Genomic DNA, 25,480 nt, shown 5'->3' with positions numbered 1-25,480 from the left:
CTCTTTTTACTTTTAGTTAAGTTGTAAGAAACTTTAGCTACCATGCGATACAAAAAAGGATTTTAAGTGCGTTTTGGTAAAATTGATTATTTAAACATGCTCCCTTTTGATGTGTTTATCAAATCCTACCCCACCCCTTGTTATTTCAAACAATTTTTACGGCTTAAAAAAACCTACCCTTCCAAACTCAATGAGAGTTTTTTATTCAGGCGTATTGATGCGGGGTTTATTTCTTCTATCGCTGGCTATCCATTCGCTCTTTATTCCTATTCTCTAGGCATTGTCGCTTATAAGGAAGTTTTAAGCGTGCTGGTTGTGGATACAAAAAACGCTTTTGATAAAGAAAGCGCCTCTTCGAACGCCCTCTCTCAAGCGCTAGGGTTAAAGGGCGAAGTGTTAATCGGCAATAAAGCGCTGCAGTTTTACTATTCCAACCCTAAAAAAGATTTTATAGATTTAGCCGCTCTTTGGTATGAAAAAAAACGCTTGCCGTTTGTTTTTGGGCGTTTGTGTTATTACCAAAACAAGGATTTTTACAAGCGCTTGTCTTTAGCTTTCAAGCATCAAAAAACAAAAATCCCTTACTACATCCTTAAAGAAGCCGCTTTAAAAACCAACTTAAAACGCCAAGACATTCTAAACTACTTGCAAAAAATTTACTACACTTTAGGCAAAAAAGAACAATTAGGCCTTAAAGCGTTCTATCGTGAATTGCTATTCAAACGCATTCAAAAACCCAAGCGTTTTTAGTTATTCGCCAAGAACAGAGTCTTAAAAATTCAGAAAGGGTGTTTTTAAGCAAGATTAGGTTACAATCATAAGTTTTATTAAAGTTTTATTAATTGATTGAGAAGGGATCATGCAAGCAAAAATAAAAAACAAACGGGTTTTGGTGAAATTTTCTGGGGAAGCGTTAGCTGGGGACAACCAGTTTGGGATTGACATTCATGTGTTAGATCACATCGCTAAAGAAATTAAAAGCTTAGTGGAAAACGCTATTGAAGTGGGTATTGTGATTGGTGGAGGCAATATCATTAGGGGGGTTAGCGCGGCTCAAGGGGGGATTATCAGGCGCACTAGTGGGGATTATATGGGCATGTTAGCCACCGTGATTAATGCAGTAGCCATGCAAGAAGCTTTGGAGCATATCGGCTTAGACACAAGAGTGCAAAGCGCGATTGAAATTAAAGAGATCTGTGAAAGTTACATTTACAGAAAAGCGATCAGGCATTTAGAAAAGGGTAGGGTGGTGATTTTTGGCGCTGGCACGGGAAACCCGTTTTTCACTACGGATACGGCTGCCACTTTAAGAGCGATTGAAATTGGATCGGATCTAATCATTAAAGCGACTAAAGTGGATGGTATTTATGACAAAGACCCTAACAAATTCAAAGACGCTAAAAAATTAGACACTTTAAGCTATAACGATGCCTTGATAGGGGATATTGAAGTGATGGACGATACCGCTATTTCTTTAGCTAAAGACAATAAGCTCCCCATTGTGGTGTGTAACATGTTTAAAAAAGGGAATTTGTTGCAAGTGATCAAGCACCAACAAGGCGTGTTTTCTATGGTAAAATAAGCCCTTTAAAATTGGATAGAACTCAAAATAAAAGGATCAGTTTGAAAAAAGAGAGAACAGAGAGTTTAGTCGCTCAAGCCTTAAAAAATATTGGGAACGACCGCTACATGCTAGATAATTTGGTTTTCGCTCGGGTGAAGCAATTAAACGCCGGAGCCAAAACTTTAGTGAATATGGACCCTAAACGCCATAAATTAGTGGATATTGCCATTAGAGAAATCGCTGAAGGGAAAATTGATATAGACAGGATAGATGAACGAAATTGACAAATCCGTTGATATCGGATTCTTACGGATTTTGGATGTTATTAAAAAAGTTACGACCCCAAAGGGTGGCATTGAAATCTTAAGGACTTTAATTGATTTCACGCCCAAAATTGAAAACGCCCTAAATTTAGCGACCAAAAGCCATAAGGGGCAATACCGAAAAAGCGGCGAGCCTTATATTGTCCATCCTATTTGTGTGGCAAGCTTGGTAGCGTTTTGTGGGGGCGATGAAGCGATGGTGTGCGCTGCGCTTTTGCATGATGTGGTGGAAGACACGCCTTGTGAGATTGAAACGATTGAGCGAGAATTCGGGCAAGATGTGGCTAATTTAGTGGATGCGCTCACTAAAATCACTGAAATCAGGAAAGAAGAATTAGGCGTGAGCTCTCAAGATCCCAGAATGGTGGTTTCAGCGCTCACTTTTAGAAAGATCCTTATTAGCGCGATACAAGATCCAAGAGCCTTAGTGGTGAAGATTAGCGACAGGTTGCACAACATGCTCACCTTAGACGCCTTGCCTCATGACAAGCAAGTGCGTATTTCTAAAGAGACTCTAGCGGTGTATGCCCCCATAGCGAGCCGATTGGGCATGTCTTCAATCAAAAATGAATTAGAAGATAAGAGCTTTTATTATATTTATCCAGAAGAGTATAAAAATATCAAGGAATATTTGCACAAAAACAAGCAGTCTTTACTCTTAAAGCTCAACGCTTTTGCGAGCAAGTTAGAAAAAAAACTTTTTGACAGCGGGTTTAGCCATTCGGATTTTAAACTCGTTACAAGGGTGAAACGCCCTTATTCTATCTATCTTAAGATGCAACGAAAGGGCGCGGTTAATATTGATGAAATTTTGGACTTGTTAGCCATTAGGATTTTATTGAAAAACCCGATTGATTGCTATAAAGTTTTAGGGATTATCCATTTGAATTTCAAACCCATTGTCTCTCGTTTTAAAGATTACATCGCTTTACCCAAAGAAAATGGCTATAAGACGATACACACGACCATTTTTGATGAATCTTCTGTTTATGAAGTGCAGATCCGCACCTTTGATATGCATATGGGGGCGGAGTATGGTAATTCAGCCCACTGGAAGTATAAAGCCGGGGGCGTGGATCATGAAGATCACCATGAGGGCATGCGGTGGTTGCAAAATTTTAAATACCATGACAGCGATCTAAAAAACGACCCTAAGGAATTTTACGAACTCGCTAAGAACGATTTGTATCGTGAAGATATTGTCGTTTTTTCGCCCCATGGGGACACTTACACTTTACCGGTGGGTGCGATCGCTTTAGATTTCGCTTACATGGTGCATAGCGATTTGGGCGATAAAGCCACGGACGCTTATATCAATAGTAAAAAAGCCTTACTCAATCAAGAATTAAGGAGTGGGGATGTGGTTAAAATCATTAAGGGCGATAAAGTAATACCTCGTTTCATTTGGATGGATCAGCTTAAAACTTCTAAGGCTAAAAACCATTTGCGCATCCAAAGAAGAAACCGCTTGAAAGAGATTGACACTAAGAGCTTGATCAATATCTTAGCGACTTTTTTTGGGCGATCTGTTTTTGAAGACATGGATTTAAAGGATTATAAAAACTTTGAAGAAAAATTAACAGATTGTGGGGTGGAGACCACCTTAACAGAAGCGATGAAAAGCTTTGAAAATTTGGCCAAACTCACTGAAGAAATTGAAAATAAGGTGTTTTCTTTAAAAGAAGACGCGATTTTGGAATACCAAGAGATGAGTTTATGGACTCGAGGTTTGAGGTATTTGGGTTTTAAAACCAATGTTTTGAATTTTTTAACCCCCAACCGGCAATGGCAGTGTAAGGAATTAGAACATTTTAGCGTTTGTTCAAGTAACGCTTTAGAAATCAAACAGGTGTTATTGAACGATTGTTGTTACCCTAAATATGGCGATGAAATCATTGCGATCGTAACGGATTTAAAAGATCCAAAGGCGATTGCGCATCATAAATTTTGCAAAAAAGCGATGGTGGAAGTGGATGCTAAAGTGCCTATGGTTTATATAGAATGGCACAAGCGGGATCGAACGATTTATAAAATGATGTTTTATTTAGGAGAGAAGAAGTCGGTTTTAGCGAGTTTATTGACTTTTTTAAACAGGAATGAATGCAATATTGTGGGCGTGTCTTACTTAGGCTATAAGGACAAATATTCTAGCCATTGCGAAGTGAGTTTTGAAATAGCCACGGATAAGGCGGATTGGATGAGGGCTTTAATCAATCGCAAATACCAGGATAGGATTGTAGAATTATCCAGTCTGGATGACGCTTATGAGCTACAATAAGCCTAATTAAGGGATAAACATGGAACAAAAAATCAGTGTGGCCTTAAAAGAGATCAAAAGAGGCGCTAATGAAATCATTGGATTAGAATACATTGAAAAGCTGGTTAGGAAATATTATGAAACCAATGAACGCTTTGTCGTTAAAGCCGGGTTTGATCCTACCGCTCCCGATTTGCATTTAGGGCATACGGTGTTGATCCAAAAATTAGCTTTATTGCAGCAGTATGGGGCTAGAGTTAAGTTTTTGATTGGGGATTTTACCGCTATGATAGGCGATCCTACGGGGAAAAATGAAACGAGAAAACCCCTAAATCGGGAGCAAGTCTTAGAAAACGCTAAAACTTATGAAGAGCAAATCTATAAGATTTTAGATCAAAGACACACCGAAGTGTGCTTTAATTCCACTTGGTTGGATACTTTAGGCGCAAAGGGCATGATAGAATTGTGCGCGAAGTTTTCAGTCGCTAGAATGCTAGAAAGGGACGATTTTGCTAAACGCTACAAAGAAAACCGCCCCATTAGCATCGTGGAATTTTTATACCCTTTGCTGCAAGGCTATGATTCAGTGGCGATGGGTGCGGATATTGAGCTTGGGGGCAATGATCAAAAGTTTAATTTGCTGGTGGGGCGCTTTTTGCAACGGGCTTATGGTTTGAATAAAGAGCAATCTATCATCACCATGCCTTTATTAGAAGGGCTTGATGGGGTGCAAAAAATGAGTAAAAGCTTGGGGAATTATGTGGGGATCACTGAAGAGCCTAATGCGATGTTTGGGAAGATCATGAGCGTGAGCGATGATCTCATGTGGCGCTATTACACCCTTTTGAGTGCTAAGACTTTAGAAGAAATTGAAGACTTAAAACATGGTATTTTACACCAAACCTTACACCCTAAAGCCGTTAAAGAGGATCTCGCTAGTGAAATCGTGGCTCGTTATTACGACAACGATCAAGCCTTCAAGGCTAAAGAGCAATTTTCTAAAGTGTTTAGCGCAAACCTTTTGCCTGAAATTTTATTAGAAAGCGATTTTGATGAGGGGGTGGGGATTTTAGATGTTTTAAAACAGATTGGCTTTTGCCCATCCACTTCACAAGCCAGGCGCGATATTCAAGGAGGAGGGGTAAAGATTAATCAAGAAGTGGTAAAAAATGAGAATTATCGTTTTGTTAAAGGAAATTATGTTATACAGCTTGGTAAGAAAAGATTTATGAAATTAAATATTAACTAAGGAAAGAGCTATGGTATCAACACTCAAACCGCTAAAAATCGGTAAGCACACCATAAAATTCCCTATCTTTCAAGGGGGAATGGGTGTGGGGATTAGCTGGGATGAACTAGCTGGAAATGTTGCCAAAGAAGGGGCTTTAGGAGTGATTTCAGCCGTAGGGACTGGTTATTATAAAAACATGCGTTTTGTAGAAAGGATTGTGGCTAAAAAACCCTTTGAAGCCTTGAACTTTTACTCCAAAAAAGCGTTGAATGAAATTTTTGCAAACGCTAGGAAAATTTGCGGGAACAACCCTTTGGGGGCGAATATTTTATACGCTATCAATGACTATGGCCGTGTTTTAAGGGACTCTTGTGAGGCGGGGGCGAATATTATCATTACAGGGGCTGGTTTGCCCACTAACATGCCTGAATTCGCTAAAGATTTTAGCGATGTGGCGCTCATCCCTATCATTTCTTCAGCGAAGGCTTTAAAAATCCTTTGTAAAAGGTGGAGCGATCGGTATAAAAGAATCCCGGACGCGTTTATTGTGGAAGGGCCTTTGAGTGGGGGGCATCAGGGCTTTAAATTTGAAGATTGTTTCAAAGAAGAATTCCGATTAGAAAACTTAGTGCCTAAAGTCGTGGAAGCTTCTAAAGAATGGGGGAATATCCCTATCATCGCTGCGGGGGGGATTTGGGATAGAAAAGATATAGACACCATGCTAAGTCTTGGAGCGAGTGGGGTGCAAATGGCGACTCGTTTTTTAGGCACGAAAGAATGCGACGCTAAAGCGTATGCCGATCTTTTGCCCACGCTCAAAAAAGAAGATATTTTACTCATTAAATCGCCTGTAGGCTATCCGGCTAGGGCTATTAATACGGGGGTGATCAAGCGCATTGAAGAGGGTAACGCGCCCAAAATCGCATGCGTGAGCAATTGTGTAGCGCCTTGTAACAGGGGTGAAGAAGCTAAAAAGGTGGGCTATTGTATCGCTGATGGTTTGGGGCGCAGTTATTTAGGAAACAGAGAAGAGGGGCTTTATTTTACCGGGGCTAATGGCTATAGAGTGGATAAGATTATCAGCGTGCATGAATTGATTAAAGAGCTTACAGAGGGTTAATTTGTAGTGCTTGTGAGGTTAGGGGTTGTTGCTTGTCTTTTTTGGCTTCATTACGCTTACGCTACAACCCTTAAGATCACTAACATTGTGCCTTTTGGATCTAGCAGCGTTAAAATGGTGTTTAATCAAGAAATTAAAAAATTCAAAGAAGTTCCGCTCAAAAATTTCAAGAGTTATTTGGAATTAGAAGCGATTCTAACCATTCCTAAAAAGCATTACCAATTTTCCAAGCAATCTTTTATCACGATCGCGCAATTCAGCCCTAAATTAGCGCGAGTGGTTATCGGCTATGCTCCTAAGATGACTTATGAGGTTAAAATCCTTAAAGACAAGCTTTATGTTTCTATCGTGGAGAAAAAGCCCTTAGTTAGGCATCAAATGGCGCCAAAGCCACCCAAACACCATGCACTCAAACACACAACGCCAAAACCCACCCCTAAGCCCATTAAAAAAGAGGCTAAAGAGGCTAAAGAGAAAACGCCAACTAAGCATGCGCATTCAAAGCATGCGCATTCTCCATTGAACGAAAGGAGCGCTAAAAAAGAAATTCCTAAAAAAGAAGCGGAAAATGAGAGTAAGAACCCAATTTTTATAGCAGAAAAAAATGATACTTTCATCAAAACCAAACGCAAAAAACACAAAAAAATCGTTTTAGACGCTGGGCATGGGGGGAAAGATTGCGGGGCGATGAGCGCGAATTTGGTGTGTGAAAAAGACATTGTTTTAGAAGTGGTGAAGTTTTTACACAAAGAGCTTAAAAAAAGAGGCTATAGCGTTTTATTGACAAGGGATAAGGATATTTATATTGATTTAGTGGCTCGCACGGAATTAGCCAATAAAAAAGGGGCGGATTTATTCATCTCAGTGCATGCCAATTCCATCCCCAAACGCTCCACCTCTAACGCTCATGGCATAGAGACTTATTTTTTATCCACTGCAAGGAGCGAAAGGGCTAGGAAAGTGGCTGAGCAAGAAAATAAAGACGATGTGAATTTGATGGATTATTTTTCTAAAAGTTTGTTTTTAAATTCATTGAACACGCAGCGATTGATCGTTTCTAACAAATTAGCGATTGATGTGCAATACGGCATGCTCCAAAGTGTCCGCAAAAATTACCCTGATGTGGTGGATGGGGGCGTGAGAGAGGGGCCTTTTTGGGTGTTAGCCGGGGCTTTAATGCCTTCAATTTTAATAGAAATTGGTTATAATTCCCATGCGATAGAATCTAAACGCATCCAAAGCAAACCGTATCAAAAAATCTTGGCTAAGGGCATTGCTGATGGCATTGATAGTTTCTTCAGCAAGAATGATTAGGCAATGATTAGGCTATAGATGAATTTTTACCAAAAGATATACACGCATAAAGTCGTTTTTTCTTCATTGTTTTTTTTGTTGTTTTTGTTCAACGTGGAAACTTTGTTGTTTTCGCATTTCAGCGATGATTTTTCGCAATTGTTTTTTTTGTTTGAAAACCATGTTTATGATTTCATTGTCAAATTAGATTACTTGGGGCTAATAGGCGTTTCTTCAATTTATCTGCTTGCGCTTATTTTAAAGCCTTTCACCCTCACGCGCCAAAAATGCGCTTGTATAGGGATATTATGCCTTTCTTTTTACGCTTGGAATTTTCCTATTAAAAATTCTTCAATAGCGCTTTATGTTTTCTATTTCGCGCTGTTAGGGACTTTATTGTGGCGTTTTTTAGGGGCTAGCATGAAGCAATCTTTCTTGCCCTCTATGAACATTTGCGTCGTGTGGGTTTTTGCTTCTTCTTTACAGAGCTTTAGATTTTTAAGCGTGTCTGATTGCGTGGATTTTTCGCTTTTTACACTCGCTCTTTTTTTATTGATACTGGTTTTAATCTATCACAAACGCCTTTTTGGGCTGTATGAATACGCTAACACGCTTATTTTGATCGTGGGGCTTTGTGTGGTCGTGCTATGCTCTAGCATGTTCATTCAAACTAAAGAATACTATGGCATGCGGTTGGGTTTTTATTTTTTAGGCTTGTTAGGGTGGCTTTTAGAATACATTCATAACACTTTAAGGCGCTTGGAGCATAAGATTTAAAGGCTTAGTTCTCATTCAATAGGGATAGCTAAAGTTTTTGGTTGAGTGTCCTTGATTGAGTGTCTTTTTGGGGCTTAAAAGCGGATTTACAAAAATCTTAAAGAGGTTTAATGATCTTTTGTTTTTGGCGTTCTTGCTCTAATTTAGCCACTTGAGCAAAGACAATCGCCACCGCTTCAAACAATTCTTCTGGTATGGTGGCGTTTAATTTCACGTCTCTATAAAGCTCTCTGGCGAGCGTTTTATTTTCTATAATTTCTATATCATGCTCTCTAGCGATTCCCTTAATCCTAATGGCTAAATAATCCGTGCCTTTAGCCACCACCACAGGCACAGGGTGTTCTTCATCAAATTTGAGAGCGACGGCATAATGGGTAGGGTTAGTTACCACGACATTGGCTTTGGGGATTTCTTGCATCATTTTATTCGTGGCGTTTTTTACCATCATTTGGCGGATTTTGGCTTTGATTTCTGGGTTTCCTTCTTGCTGTTTGTATTCGTCCTTAACTTCTTGTTTAGTCATTTTTAAAGAGTTGGTGTATTGGCGGCGCTTGATGATTAAATCCATAAAAGCCAAGACAAAAAATAAAAATAAAAGCGAAGAAATGAGCCATAACGCCTTGCTTTTAAACCATAACAACTGGCCTTGCAAATTCAAAAGAGCCGCATGGTTTAATTCCCCTAAAAACAAGGAAAAGATGAAAAACCCCAGAAAAAAAGCTAAAAAAACTTTTAAAGTGATCAAACTCCCATCAAGGAGCTTTTTTAAAGAAAAAAGGTTTTTGACGCCATTGATAGGGTTGATTTTAGAAAATTTAGGCTCAATGACTTTAGGGGCAAAGAGCCAGCCAAATTGCAAGACATTAGACAAAAACGCCACCACCATTAAGATGATTAAAACAGGCAAAAGCAATAAAAAAGTGTCTTTAGCCAGTTGGTTAAACAGCTCTTGAACGCTTTCTTTGCTAAAATCTAGGGAGAAATCTTTCAACACATGGCGATACATCTCGCTAAAGCCATCCACCCACCATATAAAAAAAACAAAAATACTCATTAGCCCAGCCAATAACCCTAAAAACCCCACCACTTCCATGCTTTTAGGCACATTGCCTTCTTCTCTGGCTTTTTGGATTTTTTTCGCGCTAGGGAGTTCGGTTTTTTCTTCTTCAGCCATTTGCTCCCTCTTTTAAAATTTGAACGGCTAATTCATAGTCTTTTAGGGTGTTGAGGTTTAAAAATTCTTCTTCTTTATCAAAATGGATAGCGGTTGAAGAGGCGTTTTTGATAAGATCGCTCAAGCGATAATTTTGCGTTTTAAGAGCGTAATTAAGGGCGTTAAGGATACTTTGATGCCACAAAGAAATCAAATAATGTTCTTTTGTGGGGCTTTTAGCATAGACTACGCTAAAGTTTTTAATCCCACAAAGAATTTTAATGCTTTCAAAGGACACTAAAGGCGTATCTATGGCGATAAAAAAAATATAAGGGGTTTGCAGCGTTAAAAAAGCGTTATGAATGCCAAAAAGGGGTGAAAAAGGGCCGCTCTCTTTTTCTAAAAGGTAGGGAGCGTTTAATTCATACGATTTCTTAGCGCTGATAATGACTTGTTTGAAAAGTTTTAAAAGGCGCGAGTATTGGTATTCTAAAAGGCTAGAATACGATTTTAAAGGCATGAGAGCCTTATTGATTGGAATGTTATTGATGGTAAAACGAGAGCTTTTGCCCCCAGCTAATAAAACGCAAGGAATGTTATCAATGATAGGGTTTTTCAAAAGATCTATCCATGTTGATGTTGTTAAGTCATTGTTTATCATGTTACACTAAAAGCTTAAATAAAGAGCATAAGGGATAAAGGGAGTGTTAGTAGATAGTTTCAATAGGGTTATTGATTATATTAGGGTGTCTGTAACCAAACAATGTAATTTCAGGTGTCAGTATTGCATGCCTACCACGCCATTAGATTTTTTTGATGATGAAGAATTATTGCTTTTGGATAATGTTTTAGAATTTCTTAAAATCGCCATTGATGAAGGCGTTAAAAAAATCAGAATCACTGGTGGTGAGCCATTGTTACGCAAGGGTTTAGATGAATTTATCGCTAAACTACACGCTTACAATAAGGAAGTGGCGTTAGTTTTAAGCACTAATGGTTTTTTACTCAAAAAAATGGCTAAGGGTTTAAAAGATGCCGGGTTATCACGGGTGAATGTTTCATTAGATTCTTTAAAAAGCGATAGGGTTTTAAAAATCTCTCAAAAAGACGCCCTTAAAAATGCGCTAGAAGGGATTGAAGAGTCCTTAAAAGTGGGTTTAAAACTCAAATTAAACATGGTTGTGATGAAAGGCGTTAATGATGATGAAATCTTAGAGCTTTTAGAGTATGCAAAAAACAGAAGCATACAAATCCGCTACATTGAATTTATGGAAAATACGCATGCTAAGGATTTGGTTAAAGGCTTGAAAGAGCGAGAAATTTTAGATTTGATCGCTCAAAAATATAAAATCATTGAGACAGAAAACCCTAAAAAAGGGTCTTCTAAAATCTACACGCTAGAAAATGGCTATCAATTTGGCATTATCGCTCCGCATAGCGATGATTTTTGCCAATCTTGCAATCGTATCCGCTTGGCTTCTGATGGCAAGATCTGCCCATGCTTATACTATCAAGACGCCATAGACGCTAAAGAGGCGATCATCAATAAAGATACAAAAATGATGAAAAGGCTTTTAAAACAATCTATCATCAATAAACCAGAAAAAAACATGTGGAATGATAAAAACAGCAAAACTCCCACAAGGGCGTTTTACTATACAGGGGGGTAGGGGAAAATATTTACCATTTTAAACCTTTTTATAAAAAATAAGGCGGTTTGTTTAGGATTTTTGGTTACAGTGGCTAGGATCAAACAATAAGGAGTGCCTTATGGAAAAAGTCCTAGCGTTTTTTATTCCCGGCTTTTTTAGTTTCCGGTCTTTCGGGGGGGGGGGTTACTTATAAGCCTACCCTAAACTTTTTAAAATCCCCAAAATCTCTCGCTTTTTTAAAACTCTCGTTTTTGGAGTTAGGTCATGAAAAAAGATCGAGAAAAAAACAAAAATACAGCAACATCACAGATGCAACCACCATGAGTTCAACTGCTGAAGAGAGTGTGTTCTATGCTAGTGCCAATAGGGAGCATTTTTCTGCCTGGGATAGATTAGAAGAGATCTCAAAAAGGAAGATAAACCCTAACTATACTAAACAAAATATCAACCAACAGGCGGGCTATTCTGCTGAAATCAAAGAGCAAGCCCATGTTAATGCACATAATATCCTTGCAAAAAAAGGGGAAAGGGTATGGCAGTATGATGATCTTTCTAGCAGGCAAAAGGCTCAGGTTAAAAAGCTTTTCCCAAACTATGCCACGCCCAGTAAGAACCACGAACTCGTGGATTATGTCAGTGTGGATGAAAAGGGGAATGTCATTCCTGGCACGCTCACGCAAAGTAAATTTGTGGGCAGAAATGGTGAAGAGTGTTTTAAAAAACTCTTATCTAAAGACTATGAAAAATACTTTGAAAACGGTGCGAAGATGAAAATCGCTAGGAATCATTATGGGGATTTTCAAAGAGCGGTCAATACTAGGATCAAGAGCCTAGAGTCTCGAATCGCTAAACAAAAGGGGCTTGGCGATTTTCAAAAAGCCGCTCATTTAGAGGAAAAACTCCAAAAATGCAAAACAATCAAAGCCCATACAAGACCTGCGAGCGCCACTAAAAGAGAGGCGATTGAAGCCAGATTGAACCCAAATCTCTCCACTGCCAAAGATGTTACCAGTGTTTCGTATCAAGCAGGAATGAACGCCGCACAAACCGGTGCGTGGATAGGTGGTGGGGTCTCACTCGTAACGAATGTTTATGAATGTATCGCAAATGGCAAGGATCCTATAAAAGCGATCAAGCACACCACCATTGCTACCCTAAAGGGTGGAGTGCTTAGTTATGTTAGTGCGTTTGCAAGCTCCTCTTTGGGAGGTTTGATGCAAAGCAGCGCTAATAGAATCATCCAAAGCCTTGGCAAGGGTTCATTGCCTGCGATGATTGTGGGTGCTTGTGTGGCAAACGCTACGGTTTTAACTCGATATCTTTCTGGAAAAATTGATGGAACAGAGCTTTGCAAACAACTTGTGAAAGCTAACACCACTCTTGTAAGTAGTGGGGCTATGGCAGTTGCTGGGCAAGCGCTCATCCCCATTCCTGTGGTTGGGGCGTTGGTTGGGGGCTTTGTGGGCGCAGTGCTGAGTGAAACTTTTTTTAACGCTTTTCTAAAGGCTCGTGAAGAGGCTAAATTGGCGCGCCAAAGGCGTATTGAGATTGAAAGAGAATGCCGTGAAATCATCAAGCTGTTAGAGATTTATCAAAATCAATTTAAGGAGGTATTTGAGCGGTATTTTCATGAAACTACCAAGTTTTTCAATCAGAGTTCTGATGAGTTGGAGAGGGTGCTTTATGCGGGCGATGCGGATTTGGCCATAGCAGTCAATAACAAACCCCGAGAATGGCTGGGTCAAAAGGCGTTATTTGATAATTCCAAAGAGGGTTGGGAATTGATTACTAGCAATAAAGACATAAGAATGTAAAGGAGAAAACATGCCATTACCATTTATTTTAGCTGGAGTAGCCCTAGCGGCGGCAGGATACGGAGTTAAAAAAGGGATTGATGCACTCGATGCCGATTGCGAAGCTGATGAATTTATCAAAAAGGCAGAGAGTTTAAAAGAGGAAGCAACTAAAAAGGCTGAGTCTGCGGAGTCTGACTGCAGGCGTGCTTTTATGAGACTTGGCGAGAAAAAACTCCATGTTTTAAGCCATACGGTTTCAAACTTTTTGGATCATTTCCACCGATTGAATCGCAGTAGGATCATTATCGAAGGTATCAACATACAAGACATTCAAGGTCAAGTTTCAGATGCGCGAAAAATCACCAATCAATATCGTGAGATGGATTTTTTTGATGTTTCCGGTGCGGTTGCTGGGAGCACTATAGGAGGAGTGCTTGCGGCTTATGGCACATACACTGGTATAAGCATGGCGGCTGCTGGGAGTATGGCGTTGATTGGAGGGGTTGGTGCTGCACCCGTGATCGCTATTTTGGGGGCTATTAGTGCTGATGAAATGGAAAAAAAGCTAGAAAACGCCAAGGCTTATTGCTCTCAAGCTGAAGCAGCTGTCAAAAAAGCAGATGTGGTGATTGATAATTTCAGATCCGTTGAGAAAATGGCAGAGCTTTTCACTAGGCAAATCACAAAGTTTGATGCGCTGTTTTTCTCGCTTGCTCAAGATGCCATCGCTACGATGAAAAAGCATAACTACAATGTCTCTCGTTACAATCAAAAAGAAAAGGATCAGCTCTGCGTTACCGTTTCAACCCTTATGACTTTGAGTGCTTTTTTGAAAGTCTCTATCATGGACGAAAGCCAAAAGCTCACTGAAAAAACAAAAAACGTGCTCAATCTCATGCGAAAACAGATGGATAGCTTAGAAAATGGGAATTATAGCTTGCGTGGTATCAGATTTAGGCAAGCGCAACTTGAAGATCTAAGAGACGATAAGATTTCTTAAAGCTATAAGGCTTTAAAAGAGGAAAAAAGGGTGTGAAAAGAGAGTATAAAGAAGTGAGCATGGAAGAATCCAAAAAGCGAACAACTCTTAATCGTTTCCCTTGCACCTCTTGTGGGCTTTGCTGTAAAAATATCGCTGAGATTATTGAGCTTATTGAGTTTGATACCGGCAATGGGGTGTGCAAGTTTTTGGATTTAGAAACGAATCTGTGCAAGATTTATGAATCGCGCCCGTTAATTTGCAGGGTTGATGAAGCGCACAAAAAGCTTTATTCCCACATTCCGCTTAAGGAGTTTTATGCCAAAAACGCAGAGGTTTGTAACGCTTTACAAGAAGCAAACCACATGAATATAAGTTTTAGGGTTATTCTTAATCAATAATTTTTAATTTATTGTCCCACAAACACCGCATCAACCAAGTCTGCTATAAAGCGTTCTTCATCAAAAGCGATCAAATCGTCTTCTTTTTCGCCCATTCCTAAATAAAGAATGGGTAATTTCAACTCATACAGCACGCTTAAAATCGCTCCACCCTTAGAAGTGCCATCAAGCTTAGTCATGATCACGCCGTCTAGCGCCAAAGTCTCATGGAAAATTTTGGCTTGCGTTAGCCCAGAACTCCCTTGCGTGCCGTCTAAAATAAGGAATTTGTAAAAGGGGGCGTCTTTTAAAACTTTAGAGCAAGTGCGCGCGATTTTAGAAAGCTCGTTTTTAAGGTTGGTCTGGTTGTGTAACCTCCCAGCGGTATCTATAAAAACTTCATCTATATTTTTAGCGATCGCGCTTTCTATGGTGTTATAAGCTAAAGAGCTTGGATCGCTCCCTTCTTTAGCGCTAATGACTTGAATGTTAAGCTTTTCGCCCCATAATTGCAGCTGTTTGACTGCGGCCGCTCTAAAGGTATCGCCTGCCCCAAGAAGCGTTTTTTTATGCTGTTTTAAAGAGAGCTTGGCTAATTTAGCGATCGTTGTGGTTTTACCCGCCCCATTAACCCCCACGATTAAGTGCACTAAGGGTTTTGTGGTGATAGTCTTTAGGCGGGTTTTATCATAATAGCTTTCCCCACGCACAAAACGCAACAAAGCGACTTCTAATTGCTTGGGTGTAACTAAATCGCCTAAATGCTTTAACAAGCTTTCTATCAAATCGTATTGGATGTCAAAGCCAATCAAAATTTCTTCTAATTCCTCTTTAGGAACATTTTCACGCTTTTTTTCTTTAACCTCTTCGCCTTTAATTTTATTGACAATTTTTTTGAAAAAATTAAACATAATTTTTAATCCTTTAAATTAGAAATATCAAATTGGAGCATTTCTGCTGGCACGATCCCTTGATACATTTTAATCAATTGGTGTTTGTGATATAAGAGCATGTTAAAGGAATGGTTTAAAGCGTCATACTTTAAATGATCAAAAAGAGCGGTATCTTTAGGGTTTAAAATCATAAAATCAGCTTGAAAATGCGTATTAAAGTCTTTGATTTCATCGCTTGAATAGGGTTTATTGAGTAAAATAAGCACCCTCAAACGATCTTTAAAAGTTTTTTTTAAGATGTTAAAGCTGGGGGCGTAATCTTTTAAAGAATTATCTAAAGCGCTTAAAACTAATAGGGTAGGGGTGTTGGAATCCGGGCTGATGTTTAGAGAATCTAAATCGCCTGTAATGGTGTATTCTTGGTTATTCAAATCCATAGCGGTGTAGGTTTTAGGGCTATCTTGTTGGGTGGTATTGTTTTGAGAATCTTGAGATTTTTGAGAATTTTTACAAGCGCTAAAACCCAACAAAACAATCAAAACCAGCGCGATAAAACGCAAAAAATAAGCCTTAATTCTCATTATAAACACATCCTTAAGAATAATAAAATGGTAACTAATAACCTAAAATTATACTATAATGTAAGTCTAAAATTTAAGGATTATAACCATTAAAACGATTTTTAGAGATTTTTGTAAAGAACGCTTGAAAAGGGCTAAACCAACCAAAGATAAAGCAGTCAGGGATAAATTGGCTTGCAAGCTTTTATTTTGGAAACTCAAAGATTATCAAAACATTTTATTGTATAGCCCATTAGGGCATGAGCTTGACATTAGGCCTTTGATTTTGAAGTTAAGACAAAAAAATAAGCGCGTGTGGTTGCCTAAAAGCATCAAAAAAGGCGCTAATTTTTCTAAAGAGGGTTTTACTATCGCACCCTTTAGGTTGCCCTTAAGGCGTTTGGGGTGGTTTGATGAGCCGAGCTTGTCGCGTTATTATAAGCAGGAATTGGATTGTATTGTCGTGCCGATTTTAGGGATGGATACAAGCTTTAAGCGCGTGGGTTTTGGGCTAGGCATGTATGATAGGAGTTTGCCAAAATTACTCAAAAAACAACTAAAACGCCCCTTAATCGTGTTTGTGAGTAGGGAGTTAGCGATCGCTAATAGTATCCTTACAGACGCCTATGACATTGAAGCAAATCTTTACATGAATGCTCGTATCGTTATGAAGAATAATAAAAGGAAACATTATGAGCAGCGGGTTAATTTACATTTCATTAGAAGTCTTAGTAGCGTGTTTGATTACCGCTCTAATCATGTATTATGTGATGAAAAAGATCTATTATGCTAGAGGGCAAACCATTTTAAAAGGCGCTTCAGCTAAAGCCAAATTAATGGAGTTTCAAGCGAAATCTTTTGTGGAAGCTGAAGAGATACGCATGAAAAGCCGAGAATGCAAATTGCAGAAACAATACGAAAACAAAAATTTGCAACTTCAAACCCATTTTGAAAAAAAAGAAGCGCATTTGAAGCATTTAGAAGCGCAACACAAAGAATTTGTAAGAGATGAAAAACGCTATTTGGAAAAAGAAAAACAAGAGCTTGAAAAAGAACGCCAAATTTTAGAGCAAGAAAAAGAAAATTTTAAAAAACAGCACGCTGTTTGCAAAGAAGCTCAAGCCAAAGCGCTAGATGCGATGCTCAATTACATGGCTTATACCAAAGATGAAATTAAAAACATGGTTTTAGAGCAACTAGAAGAAGAATTAGAAGCGCAAAAAAGCGCTTTAATCAGGCGTTATGAAAAAGAAGCCAAAGAAGAGGGCAAGAAAAAATCGTATGCCATTTTAGCGGAAGCGACAGCCCGTTTTGCGGGCGATTATGCGGCAGAGAATTTAACAAGCCGTATCGCTTTGCCTTGCTCAGATTATGTGGGTCGTGTGATAGGCAAAGACGGGAAAAACATTGAAGCGTTTAAAAAGATTAGTGGGGTGGATATAGAATTTAGCGAAGACAGCAGCGAATTGTACTTGTCTAGTTTCAATATTTATCGGCGTGAAGTGGCGAGCGAGACGATTAAAATTTTAATAGAAGACGGCCGTATCCAGCCTAACAGGATTGAAGAGGTTTATCACAGAGTCGCGCGCAACATGGAAAAAGAATTGCTTTCTGAAGGGGAGAGCGTGGTGCTAGAATTAGAGCTTGGAACTATGGAAGATGAGCTTAAAATTTTAATAGGCAAAATGCGTTATCGCTCTAGTTTTGGGCAAAACGCTTTACAGCATTCTAAAGAAGTCGCTCTTTTAGCCGGCTTGATTGCAGAACAGCTTGGGGGGGATAAAAAACTCGCCAGAAGAGCCGGTATTTTGCATGATATTGGTAAAGCGCTCACTCAAGAGCTTGGGAGAGACCATGTGAATTTAGGGGTTGAAGTGTGCAAGCGCCATAAAGAAGACCCGGTTGTGATCAATGCGATTTATGCCCACCATGGGCATGAAGAAATCATGAGCGTGGAGTGCGCGAGCGTGTGCGCGGCTGATGCGCTTTCAGCAGGGCGTCCTGGGGCTAGGAGAAAGAGCGATGAAGAATACGCTAAACGCATGCAAGCTTTAGAAGAGATCGCGTTAGAATTTGATGGGGTGGAAAAGGCGTATGCGATGGAGAGCGGGCGAGAACTAAGAGTGATTGTCAAATCCAACCAAGTCAGGGACAATCAAGTGCCTATTATTGCCAGAAAGATCGCTAAAAGGATAGAAGAGAGCGCTCAGTATTTGGGTGAAGTGGGCGTGCAAGTGGTGCGAGAAAATCGTTTCAAAACGACCGCTACGCTCAAGCAATAATCAAGCCTTTTTCCCGCACCTTTTCCATATGCCTTTAGAAAAAACTTTATAGTAGATGAATGAGCGCAAAAAAGTTTCTGATGCGATCACTACAAAAATAAATTCTACCTTAAAATGATAGATTAAAAGCAAGTAAATAGGCATGATCCTTAACCCCCATAAGCTTAGGGTGTTAATATACAGTGAGACTTTAGAAATGCCAGCCCCTCTAAAAACTCCATCTAGCACAAAATACCCAATTAAGGGGGCTTGAGAGAGACCTACAGCGATCAAATAAGATCGCGCCACTTCCAAGACTTCTTCATCTTGAGAAAAAAGGCTAGCAAATTCTTTAGCGAATAAGACTAAAACAATCCCTAAAACCCCCATTAAACCCATCGAGATTTTTAAAATCAAATGCGCGTATTCTGTGGCGATCTTTGGCTTGTTCGCTCCTAAATTTTGCCCTGTTAAAACCATGGCTGCGATCATAAACCCAAATCCGGGCATGAACGAAAAGGTTTCAACCCTAATGCCTATTTGCATGCCCGCTAACACCTTATCCCCATAGCTCGCTACAAATTTGGATAAGAGGATTAAAGAAAACAAGCTCAATAAGCGCTCAAACCCGGCCGGCCAACCCACTCTAAACATGGTTTTTAAAAAAGAAAAATGAAAGGTTATCTTGAATTTTAAAGGGATTTTTTTGATTTGTATCCAAACGCCAAGCGCGAGTAATTCCAAATAAGAGACAACCACATTCGCTAAAGCAGAGCCTACAATCCCCATTTCTTTAAAACCAAAATCCCCAAAAATCAAGGCTTGATTCAAAAAAATGCATGCAATGACCATGATGATTTTGACAATAAAGGGGGTTAGGGTGTCTGAAAAGCTAGCGAGCGCTGAAACTAAAACATTTTTTAAAAAAATACTCGGTAGCGCGATAACTAAGACTTCTAAATAATCTTGCGTCAATTGGCGTGAAGGATCTTGTAATTGCATCCAATTTAAAAAAGGCTCAATCAAAAAATAAGAAACAATCAGTACGCCTAAACAGATGACAAGCGCCCCTATGAAAATACTAGAAAAAGCGTGATTGATTTGAGCAAAATCCCTAGCTCCCACAAGCCTAGAAAGAATGGCGTTAGTGCCGGTGTATAAAATCGTATTGATGCCATAAAAAAGCATCAAAAATTGCAAGCCAACCCCTAGAGCCACAATGTGATGGTGTGAAATCTTGCCCACAAAAAAAACCGAGAGCGCGACCACTAGCACATCTAAAAAAGCATTGACCCCAGAGGGTAAGGCTAAAGAAAAGATTTTCTTAACTTGATAGATTAGCCTAATAGTAACGCTCCAACCACTCCAAAAACAATCAAAGGGAGGTTATAGACTAAAAAAGTCGGCACGCATGTGTCATAGATATGATTGTGTTGGTTGTCTGCGTTAAGCCCGCAAGTGGGCCCCATGGTGCTATCGCTAGCCGGTGAGCCTGCATCGCCTAAAGCTGCGGCTATGCCGATGAGTAAAATCGTAGATTCTATGCTAAAACCTAATTTCGCGCATAAAGGGACATAAAACACAGCGATGATAGGAATAGTGCCAAAAGAAGTCCCTATCCCCATAGTGATAAAAAGCCCTACAACAAGCATTAAAAAAGCCCCTAAAAGCTTCCCTTGGACTACGCTTGTGATCGCATTCACTAAGCCATCTATCGCATGCACTTTTTGCAACACTTCTCCAAACCCGCTAGCCACTAACATCACAAAAGCGATAAACGCCATCATTTTCACGCTATCGTCCATTAAAGAGTCTGTTTCTTTAAACTTAATGCCACGCCCTAGTAAGATGATCACTAACGCTAAAAAGGCGGCTAAAGGCATAGAATCGGTGGCTAATTGGATCACAAACGCCACGACAATCCCTATAAAAGTCAAGTAGTCATGGTAGTTTAATTGAAGCGAGGCGTAATTTTCTATATCAAAAGATTTTTCTTGGTAGTGCCTGGGTTTTTTGTATAGCGTTAATACCGCTAAAAGTAACCCAACAACCATCGCTAACCCCGCTATCCACATCACTCCTGTGATTTGCGCTATGGTGGTGCTAACGCCATTAGCTTTTAATTGCTCTAAAATGGTGGTTTGAAAAATCAAGCCAAACCCTACAGGAAGCACCAAGTAGGGGGCTTGTAAGCCAAAGGTTAAAGCGCAAGCGACCGCTCTTCTATCCAATTCTAGCCGGTTCATTAAATGCAAAAGAGGGGGGATTAAAATAGGGATAAAAGCGATATGCACCGGCACTAAATTTTGCGAAAAACATGCGATGAAAGCGATCAAAAAGCAAAAAGTGGATCGTTTGTAATTCATTAAGCCTATCAGCTTACTCAAAGCGACTTTAATGAGGTTGCTTTTAGCGATCGCTACCGCCAAAGCCCCTAAAAGGATGTAGCTTAAAGCGATGTTTAAATTGCCTTTCATGCCGTCTATCATTACATTAAAACTCTCTGTCAATCCAAGCCCTCCCATAAGTCCTGCTATAAGAGTCGCGCTAATCATAGAAAGCATGACATTGAGCCTTAAAAGGCTAAGAACGCACATGCAAATGATGGCCACAAAGGCAGGATTGCTCCATACAGAGCTATTTTCTAGCATTTTTGCTCCTTGTTAAAATAAAGATACCGCGCAAAAATGATAGAATTTTTGCGCTTGTTTAGCGCAAAAAACCGTATCCACCATGTCAATCCTTTCTAAAATAATCTCTAATCCCCATAGCGTTTCAATAAATCGTTATAAAAATCAATGCGTCTGTCTCTTAAAAACGGCCACATTCGGCGCACTTCTTCGGTGCGTTCTAAATCAATTTCCGCATACAAAATCTCTTCTTTATCGCTCGCTTTAGCCAAGAACTCGCCTAAAGCCCCCACCACAAAACTAGAGCCAAAAAAAGTAATACCCCCCTTAATCGCCCCACTAGGATCTAACTCCACGCCCACTCTGTTAGTCGCAATCAAAGGCAAGCCATTAGCGATCGCATGCCCTCTTTGGATGGTCTCCCATGCGTTTTGCTGACGCTTTTTTTCTTCGTTAGAATCTTCTTCTAAAAACCCTATCGCGCTAGGATAGATTAAAATTTCTGCCCCTTTTAAAGCCATAATCCTTGCTGCTTCAGGATACCACTGATCCCAGCACACCATAAGCCCTAATTTGCCCACGCTTGTAACAATAGGCTCAAAGCCCAAATCCCCCGGCGTGAAATAAAATTTTTCATAAAACCCTGGGTCATCAGGAATATGCATTTTGCGATACACTCCAGCGATTGATCCATCTTTTTCAAACACAACTGCGCTGTTGTGATACAACCCTTTAGCGCGTTTTTCAAATAAAGAAGCGACAAGCACCACTTGAAATTTTTGAGCTAAAGCGCTAAAAAAAGCCTTATCTTCTTCAAAATACTCGCCCAAATCAAAAAATTTAGGGTTTTCGCTCTGGCAAAAATAACTATAAGGGTTTAATTCTTGCAACACCACTAAATTGGTCTTAGGGTATTTTTTTAGCGCTTGTTCAAGCAAGTTCGCTGTATGCTCTATGGTTTTTTTTCTAGAGCCGCAATAAGCATGCTGGAGGATGATTGCGCAAATCATTTTTCACTCTTCTTCATAATCAGAGTTATAGTCTTCATAATCGTCATCATCATAGACATTCTTATAATCATTATACTCTTCATCTTCTTCTTCAAAGCCCTCTAATTCTTCTTCTTCAAAATCTTCCAATTCGTCTTCGTAATCTTTCATTCCACTTCCTTTCATTGTTAATATCTTATTTGATAATGTCTTGCACGACTTCACTCGCTATTTGCAAACCAAAACTCGCCGTAACCGCATTAAAACTCCCAAGCTCTATGCAATGCGGGACTTCAGGGCTAAAAACCACTTTAAAATCCCCTTTAAAACGGCGTTTTTTTAAAAAATCCCTAAACTTACGCCCGAATTTATCGCCATAGCTTTCCCAAACGCTCCCCACTTGGATGTGTTTAGGGTTCAAGCGTTTCGCACTCCCCATAGAGCTGATAAATTTCCCGTAAGCGAAATTTTGACACTTTATCGCTAGGCTTGTTTTAATAGGCAAATCGTCCATGCAATCTAAAATGTAATCATAATCTCTAAAATTAAATGAATTTAAAAACGCTTCATCTACATGCAAATTCAAAGCTTGAACGCCCTTATAGAGATCTTGCAACACCAACACTTTAGATTCTCCTATCCTTTCTGAGCCAATCTGGCGGTTTTGATTGGTAACATCAAACACGTCTTTATCAATGATAGTGATTTGCCCTATCCCCACACGATACAAAGCATCTAGCGCAAAGCCCCCAACGCCCCCAACGCCACAGATTAAAACCCTTTGTCGGCGGATTTTTTCAAAATCGTTTTTAAACAACCACCTTATGCGCGTGAATCTATCTATGGGTTCAGACAATCTTTAGCCTTCAATAAAAATAGTGCTTTTATTGTATCGTAGTTTAAAAAATCTAAGACAAAAATTTTTGAATCTTCTTAGCCTTATGCATTTGTAATCGCAGTTCTTCTTTTTCTTTTTCTAATAGTTCAATGCTTTGGGCTATCATTTCCTTAAGGCTTAAAAGCGCATCTAAATCCAAGCTTTTTATTTGCTCTAAAGAAAGGCGCTCTATCAATGAAAAGGCCTGCTTAGAATCTTTTTTAACAAGAGCGATTTTAAAGGAATCTAATAACGCATTAGGCGAGTTCATCTGAATGGATTTCCCTCCAAGCTTCTAACAACCCCCTAGCCACATTCAACACCAAATCAATCTTACTCGCATCATTTTCCACATTGGCTTGCGTTAAAACTTTGATTTGATGGGTGTATAAGCCTGTAAGATACACCGCCACTTCCCCCCCTTTTTCATAGTCCAAAATATTCAACAATTCCGTGAAAATATCCGTAACCCTATTAATATAATAGATCTTTTTTTCAATGTCTTCATTCTCAATACAGCGTTTGGCTTGCGAGGAAAATCTCAAAATCCCTTCATAAAGCATTTCAATGAGTTTTGCCGGGGATTCCACACTCACTCGGTTATGCTGGTAGGCTTGATAAGCGTTAGCGTATTGCATAATGTTCCTTTATCCTTTAAAATTGATAATTCTCTGTTTTTTAATTCTTTTTAGCCGCCGCTTGATCGATCATCATTTGCACGGAATTGAATTTTTGATTGGCTTTAGAGATTTGGCTATCATAAGCGGCAAAGCGCTCCGCCATGATGTTGTAGCGGGTTTTTAAAAGCTCTTGAGCGTTTTCTTTGTCTTTGGTCAGGCTTTTAGCGTCTCTGTCTAGGGAATCTTCATAAATCTTTAATTTAGCGTTCCCTCCGTCTATGAGGTTGGCGATGACTTGATTGAATTTAGAAAAAATGCCCTCTTGGTGGATTTCCCTGCCCCCCATATCCTTGCTATCGCTCCCATAAAAAAAGTCTTGAGTCGCTTTAGGGTTAGAATTTAATGCGCTTGATAATTTAGCTTCATCCAAACTCATCACGCCTTTATCGTCTAAACTAAGCCCGTATTTCATCAAGCTTTCTACCCCATTATCCGTATGCACGCTATAAGAAAACACGTTATTAAGAGAAGATCGGATCGCACGAATATCGCCCACGCCATTAAAAATCCCAGCGATTTTAGTGTCAGCGTCATAGCGTGTGTCTTCGTCTAGTTTAGGGATAAGCTCATTATAGGCTTTGACAAATTCAGTGAGGCTGTCTATAATGGCTTGATTGTCTCTGCTCACGCTGATAATGGCAGGCTTATTAGGCTCTGTGGTTTGCTCTAAAGTGATATTAACCCCGCTGATCACATCATTGACCTCATTAGTGGGGCGCGTGATGCTCACCCCGTTATAAGTGAATTGCGAATCGCTCGCTTTTTGCAAATTCTTAGACATAAAAAGCGTGCCTTGTGAAGCTTCATAAGATTGCACCATGCCAGCGCTCAAACCCAAATCCTTCAAACTATTCTTGCCTAAAGCGTCTTCGCCCTTAATGGTGAGCATTCCGGTTTTAGAATTGATCACAAGCTTGCCTTCGGCGTTTTTAAACGCGTTCAAGCCTTCTTTGGAATTGATCGCTTGAATGATAGCGTCTGTGTTTTCTTCGCTGGTGTTGCTCTCTTTGGTTAAAGCGTTCAAATCCAATTTTTGGCCATTCAAACTAACCACCCCTTCTAATTTACCCTCTTTTATTGTGCGAGCGCTTTTTAACAAATCGCTTTCTTGGGTGGTGGTTTGCAAAAACCCAAGCTCTTTAGCCTTACTCCCTTTAACTTCAATGTTTCCCCCACGCCTGTCATTAATGATTAAAGATTCCCCCCCATGAAGAGTGTCTATGGAAATATCCCCATTAGCGATCAAGTCTTTAAAATTAGGGTCGTTTTCTAAAGCCTGCTCCATAGCCTTTTGGATCGCTGTGTTTTTTTGTTTGATAGAAGCGCTTTCAGGGAGCTCTAGCATGATAGGGACTTCATGCATGCTCCCATCAGCCCCCTTTAAATTCAAACTCAATTCGCTTTTCCCAGCTCCATCAAGCCCTAAAGAAAGGGCGTTTTTGTTAGTGAGCGTGGATTGGAGGTGTGAGCCAAAATAGACTCGGTTGTCTTCGCCGGTGTTTTTGGTATTCACCATTAATTGGTAGGGGTCATTCCCTCCTGTTTTCATCACAATGCCCATCACTTCGCCATTGGTAGCGTCTGTGATGCTTTGAGCCACATCGCCTAAAGTCATTCCTGCTTTAATATCAACGGCGTAGTCCTTGTTTTGCGTGTAAAATTTGAGCGTGGTATCCACTTGGCTAAAAATATCATCTCTTGAAGAAAATTTCGCCCCTAATTCGTTAATATCGCCTTGCGCTAAATTTTGCACATCCACCTTAATATCTTGAATAGGCACGCCAGCCCCCACGCTCGCGCTCAACGCATCGCCTGTAATATTGCTTTTTCGGCTGATATAAGTGGAATAATCTGAGAGCGTTTTAACCGGGCCTTTTAGAGATGAAAGGAGCGTTTTAATTTCCACAAGGGCTTTTTGTTTTTCAACATTTTGCTCCATTTTCTTGTCTAGGGGGGCGATTAAAGCTTTTTCATCAGCGTCCTTAAGCTTGTCAATCACATCGTAATTCAAAACCTTACTGCCAAGCCCCAATGAGCTTAATGAACCTATTGCCATGTTTTACCT

25 protein-coding genes and 1 pseudogene are annotated in these 25,480 nt (G+C 39.8%); 14 read left to right on the top strand and 12 right to left on the bottom strand.

Annotated elements, in window-relative coordinates; all coding sequences use genetic code 11:
• The first annotated feature begins 66 nt into the window (after positions 1–66).
• The 8 genes from H7O61_RS03590 (at position 67) to H7O61_RS03555 (ending at position 8,565) form a co-directional block, all read left to right on the top strand.
• Positions 67–750, top strand: a complete 684-nt coding sequence (locus tag H7O61_RS03590) for an MqnA/MqnD/SBP family protein (protein WP_187875160.1) — start codon at positions 67–69, stop codon at positions 748–750.
• A gap of 109 nt (positions 751–859) precedes the next feature.
• Positions 860–1,582, top strand: coding sequence for a UMP kinase (gene pyrH, locus H7O61_RS03585; RefSeq protein WP_001148049.1), 723 nt, complete (start codon positions 860–862; stop codon positions 1,580–1,582).
• Positions 1,583–1,623: 41 nt separating this feature from the next.
• Positions 1,624–1,848: a DNA-directed RNA polymerase subunit omega gene (locus H7O61_RS03580; RefSeq protein WP_000712202.1), complete on the top strand. Its 225-nt coding sequence runs from the start codon at positions 1,624–1,626 to the stop codon at positions 1,846–1,848.
• Entirely contained in the window at positions 1,835–4,165 is a 2,331-nt protein-coding gene (locus H7O61_RS03575) for a RelA/SpoT family protein (protein ID WP_187875159.1), read from the top strand. The genes H7O61_RS03580 and H7O61_RS03575 overlap by 14 nt, the downstream gene beginning before the upstream one ends.
• A 19-nt stretch (positions 4,166–4,184) precedes the next feature.
• The gene (gene tyrS, locus H7O61_RS03570; protein ID WP_187875158.1) at positions 4,185–5,393 is read left to right on the top strand and encodes a tyrosine--tRNA ligase; all 1,209 of its coding nucleotides are present in this window, start codon (positions 4,185–4,187) and stop codon (positions 5,391–5,393) included.
• Between the two features lie 10 nt (positions 5,394–5,403).
• The gene (fabX, locus tag H7O61_RS03565) at positions 5,404–6,495 is read left to right on the top strand and encodes a decanoate oxidase/trans-2-decenoyl-[acyl-carrier protein] isomerase FabX (RefSeq protein WP_079369254.1); all 1,092 of its coding nucleotides are present in this window, start codon (positions 5,404–5,406) and stop codon (positions 6,493–6,495) included.
• 6 nt (positions 6,496–6,501) lie between these two features.
• Positions 6,502–7,809: an N-acetylmuramoyl-L-alanine amidase family protein gene (locus H7O61_RS03560; RefSeq protein WP_187875157.1), complete on the top strand. Its 1,308-nt coding sequence runs from the start codon at positions 6,502–6,504 to the stop codon at positions 7,807–7,809.
• A gap of 18 nt (positions 7,810–7,827) precedes the next feature.
• Entirely contained in the window at positions 7,828–8,565 is a 738-nt protein-coding gene (locus tag H7O61_RS03555) for a hypothetical protein (protein WP_079358280.1), read from the top strand.
• Positions 8,566–8,662: 97 nt separating this feature from the next.
• Here H7O61_RS03555 and flhB read toward each other — a convergent pair whose 3' ends face one another.
• Together flhB and mobA are read right to left on the bottom strand one after the other, a co-directional pair.
• Positions 8,663–9,739 carry a flagellar biosynthesis protein FlhB gene (flhB, locus tag H7O61_RS03550; RefSeq protein ID WP_187875156.1) on the bottom strand — a complete coding sequence of 359 codons (1,077 nt, stop codon included), beginning with the start codon at positions 9,737–9,739 and terminating at the stop codon, positions 8,663–8,665.
• Positions 9,732–10,337 (bottom strand): molybdenum cofactor guanylyltransferase MobA, encoded by a 606-nt coding sequence (gene mobA / locus H7O61_RS03545; RefSeq protein WP_187875155.1) that lies wholly within the window; start codon positions 10,335–10,337, stop codon positions 9,732–9,734. The genes flhB and mobA overlap by 8 nt, the downstream gene beginning before the upstream one ends.
• A gap of 85 nt (positions 10,338–10,422) precedes the next feature.
• On the opposite strand from mobA, the gene moaA reads away from it, so the two are divergent.
• The 4 genes and pseudogenes from moaA (at position 10,423) to H7O61_RS03525 (ending at position 14,546) form a co-directional block, all read left to right on the top strand.
• The gene (gene moaA / locus H7O61_RS03540) at positions 10,423–11,388 is read left to right on the top strand and encodes a GTP 3',8-cyclase MoaA (RefSeq protein WP_187875154.1); all 966 of its coding nucleotides are present in this window, start codon (positions 10,423–10,425) and stop codon (positions 11,386–11,388) included.
• Positions 11,389–11,634: 246 nt separating this feature from the next.
• Positions 11,635–13,184: pseudogene (locus H7O61_RS03535) on the top strand (hypothetical protein).
• Between the two features lie 10 nt (positions 13,185–13,194).
• Complete coding sequence (locus H7O61_RS03530) at positions 13,195–14,166, top strand: glycine zipper family protein (protein WP_187875152.1); 972 nt, start codon at positions 13,195–13,197, stop codon at positions 14,164–14,166.
• Positions 14,167–14,225: 59 nt separating this feature from the next.
• A complete protein-coding gene (locus tag H7O61_RS03525) occupies positions 14,226–14,546 on the top strand; it encodes a YkgJ family cysteine cluster protein (RefSeq protein WP_187875184.1) in 321 nt (106 codons plus the stop codon).
• Positions 14,547–14,554: 8 nt separating this feature from the next.
• Here the strand turns inward: H7O61_RS03525 and ftsY are convergent, their stop codons facing one another.
• Positions 14,555–15,436: a signal recognition particle-docking protein FtsY gene (ftsY, locus tag H7O61_RS03520; protein WP_187875151.1), complete on the bottom strand. Its 882-nt coding sequence runs from the start codon at positions 15,434–15,436 to the stop codon at positions 14,555–14,557.
• Between the two features lie 5 nt (positions 15,437–15,441).
• Positions 15,442–15,999 (bottom strand): hypothetical protein, encoded by a 558-nt coding sequence (locus H7O61_RS03515; RefSeq protein WP_187875150.1) that lies wholly within the window; start codon positions 15,997–15,999, stop codon positions 15,442–15,444.
• A 97-nt stretch (positions 16,000–16,096) separates the two neighbouring features.
• On the opposite strand from H7O61_RS03515, the gene H7O61_RS03510 reads away from it, so the two are divergent.
• On the top strand, positions 16,097–16,771 hold the full coding sequence (locus H7O61_RS03510; RefSeq protein WP_187875183.1) for a 5-formyltetrahydrofolate cyclo-ligase: 675 nt from the start codon (positions 16,097–16,099) through the stop codon (positions 16,769–16,771).
• Complete coding sequence (gene rny / locus H7O61_RS03505) at positions 16,749–18,260, top strand: ribonuclease Y (RefSeq protein WP_231623827.1); 1,512 nt, start codon at positions 16,749–16,751, stop codon at positions 18,258–18,260. Before H7O61_RS03510 ends, rny begins: the two co-directional genes overlap by 23 nt.
• On the opposite strand, the gene H7O61_RS03500 is transcribed toward rny, so the two are convergent.
• The 8 genes from H7O61_RS03500 to fliD form a co-directional block, all read right to left on the bottom strand.
• Positions 18,261–19,577, bottom strand: a complete 1,317-nt coding sequence (locus H7O61_RS03500) for an MATE family efflux transporter (protein ID WP_331459583.1) — start codon at positions 19,575–19,577, stop codon at positions 18,261–18,263.
• Positions 19,577–20,890 carry a Na+/H+ antiporter family protein gene (locus H7O61_RS03495; protein ID WP_187875148.1) on the bottom strand — a complete coding sequence of 438 codons (1,314 nt, stop codon included), beginning with the start codon at positions 20,888–20,890 and terminating at the stop codon, positions 19,577–19,579. Before H7O61_RS03495 ends, H7O61_RS03500 begins: the two co-directional genes overlap by 1 nt.
• A gap of 107 nt (positions 20,891–20,997) precedes the next feature.
• Positions 20,998–21,879: a carbon-nitrogen hydrolase gene (locus H7O61_RS03490; RefSeq protein WP_187875147.1), complete on the bottom strand. Its 882-nt coding sequence runs from the start codon at positions 21,877–21,879 to the stop codon at positions 20,998–21,000.
• 3 nt (positions 21,880–21,882) lie between these two features.
• A complete protein-coding gene (locus tag H7O61_RS03485) occupies positions 21,883–22,029 on the bottom strand; it encodes a hypothetical protein (protein ID WP_000656207.1) in 147 nt (48 codons plus the stop codon).
• Positions 22,030–22,054: 25 nt separating this feature from the next.
• Positions 22,055–22,714 carry a tRNA threonylcarbamoyladenosine dehydratase gene (locus tag H7O61_RS03480; protein ID WP_165517674.1) on the bottom strand — a complete coding sequence of 220 codons (660 nt, stop codon included), beginning with the start codon at positions 22,712–22,714 and terminating at the stop codon, positions 22,055–22,057.
• A gap of 52 nt (positions 22,715–22,766) precedes the next feature.
• Positions 22,767–23,006: a hypothetical protein gene (locus tag H7O61_RS03475; RefSeq protein ID WP_187875146.1), complete on the bottom strand. Its 240-nt coding sequence runs from the start codon at positions 23,004–23,006 to the stop codon at positions 22,767–22,769.
• Positions 22,993–23,373, bottom strand: a complete 381-nt coding sequence (gene fliS, locus H7O61_RS03470; protein ID WP_001199081.1) for a flagellar export chaperone FliS — start codon at positions 23,371–23,373, stop codon at positions 22,993–22,995. Before fliS ends, H7O61_RS03475 begins: the two co-directional genes overlap by 14 nt.
• 40 nt (positions 23,374–23,413) lie before the next feature.
• Positions 23,414–25,471, bottom strand: a complete 2,058-nt coding sequence (fliD, locus tag H7O61_RS03465) for a flagellar filament capping protein FliD (RefSeq protein ID WP_187875145.1) — start codon at positions 25,469–25,471, stop codon at positions 23,414–23,416.
• Positions 25,472–25,480 lie beyond the last annotated feature (9 nt).

Origin of the sequence: Helicobacter pylori, assembly GCF_014496965.1 — a bacterium.
Classification (GTDB): Bacteria; Campylobacterota; Campylobacteria; order Campylobacterales; family Helicobacteraceae; genus Helicobacter; species Helicobacter pylori_CZ.
This window is presented reverse-complemented; position numbering and strand designations above follow the sequence as displayed.